This window comes from Isoptericola sp. NPDC056573, assembly GCF_042793335.1.
In the GTDB taxonomy this organism is placed as follows: domain Bacteria; phylum Actinomycetota; class Actinomycetes; order Actinomycetales; family Cellulomonadaceae; genus Isoptericola.
Genome location: NZ_JBHTUY010000034.1, coordinates 1 through 1793 on the forward strand (window position 1 = coordinate 1; position 1793 = coordinate 1793).

General features: G+C 42.2%; 2 protein-coding genes. Both read left to right on the top strand.

Going from position 1 to position 1793, the window contains the following annotated elements; genetic code table 11:
- Nucleotides 1-206 (top strand): MarR family winged helix-turn-helix transcriptional regulator (locus tag ACFQ8E_RS21990; RefSeq protein WP_430552650.1); only part of this gene is annotated, 206 nt, incomplete at its 5' end.
- Nucleotides 207-328: 122 nt separating this feature from the next.
- Nucleotides 329-1479, top strand: a protein-coding gene (locus ACFQ8E_RS21995) for an IS3 family transposase (protein WP_087614160.1) whose coding sequence is annotated in 2 segments (ribosomal slippage) — nt 329-602 and nt 602-1479 — 1152 coding nt in all. Because the reading frame shifts where the segments join, the coding sequence is not laid out codon by codon here.
- Nucleotides 1480-1793: the final 314 nt, after the last annotated feature.

Below are 1793 nucleotides of genomic sequence, written 5' to 3' on the forward strand. Positions count from 1 at the left end.
CAAAGGAGCTCATCTATCGTTTCTCAGACCCATCTGATGGGAGAGTAAGCCTGTTTACCATTACAAAACTCGGCAAACAACTATTAAAAGCCGATCAGCAAAAGCGCCTTGAACGTTATGAACAGATGCTGAAAGAATGGTCAACACAGGAAAAAGAGATGTTCGGCGAGCTGCTGCAGCGTATGAACAAGGCTTTTATCGATTAACAGCTAAAAAACCCATGGTTCCGCTGGAGGGACTGACCCCATAAGATGAGACAAATAAAAACACCTTCAAGTTTGAATACGGATGATTGTTATCCGAAATTAGACTTGGAGGTGTTTTTTCTATGGGGACAAGAGTGAGTTATCCGGTTGAAGTGAAACAGAAGGCTGTAGAAATGAGATTGGCAGGCGTACCTATGAAAGAGATCATGCAGGAGTTGAATATCAAAAATAATACGCAGATTAAGACATGGGTCAGATGGTATAAGGCTGGTGATACACATCGATTTGAACAGCCTGTTGGTAAGCAATACACTTATGGAAAAGGTCCGGAGTATTCTTCCGAATTAGAGAAACTGCAGGCAGAGAATCGATATCTGAGACAACAGAATGAAGTGTTAAAAAAGTACAACGAATTGGAAAGGAAGTTGATAGCCAAACGTCAGTCGAACTTGTAGAAGAATTGCACAGCACAATGACCGTGCAGGATATCTGTATTCATTTAGGTATCTCTCGCTCGTCTTATTATCGTTGGAAGAAGAATCTGAAGAAAGATCATCCCAAGCGCCATTTAGAAAAACAAATCGGCACGTTGTGCCGAGAGCACCAGTATCGATATGGATATCGAAAAATCACAGCTATATTAAAAAAGAGAATGTGTATTAACCATAAAACGGTTCAGCGTATTATGCAGAAAAATCAGTGGCAGTGCCGGGTTAAGGTGAAAAAGCGCAAGAAGAATGGGCAGCCATATGCCGTGGTCGACAATATATTAGATCGGAACTTTCAGTCTGATCATCCTCTTGAAAAACTAGTAACAGACATCACGTATTTGCCTTATGGACAGAAACAATTGTACCTTTCCAGTATATTGGATGTATATAATGGAGAAGTGATTGCTTTTACGATTGGAGATAAGCAGGACACAGACTTTGTCTTACACACACTTGATCAACTGCCAACACTGCCTGAGAACTGCGTGTTACATAGTGACCAAGGATCTGTGTATACATCTTACGAGTATCAGAAAGCTGTTAAAACAAAAGGCATTACCATGAGCATGTCCCGCAAAGGGACACCCGCTGATAATGCCTCCATCGAATCGTTTCATTCCTCACTAAAGTCTGAAACGTTCTATCTTAACAGCATTGATCGAACCACGACCGCCATCGTAGAACGCACTGTCATAGAATACATTCATTATTATAACAATATTCGTATTCAAACGAAACTAAACAACCAATCACCGATAAATTATCGGCAATTGGCTGTTTAAAAGGTGTTTTGATCCCTGTCTCAAAAACGGGGGTCAGTCCCGGAACAGCATGGGTTTTTCTTATGGTCAGAGATTATCTGCATCGTATGGCGGCAGCCCAAGCCACTACACCGGCAACAACAGCCGCCGATACAATGGGGCGCTTCGTCGCTTTTGTGTAGTAGCTTCTTGACCTCATCCATCCTTTATTTGTGCCTCTGTCATGCATACCGTGGCCCGCATCATAAAGAGCACTTTCTTCTCGCGGTTTGGACGGTTTTTCGGCATGCTGGCTGTGATACATGATTATTTACATCAGTTTGTCTGTCAGACGA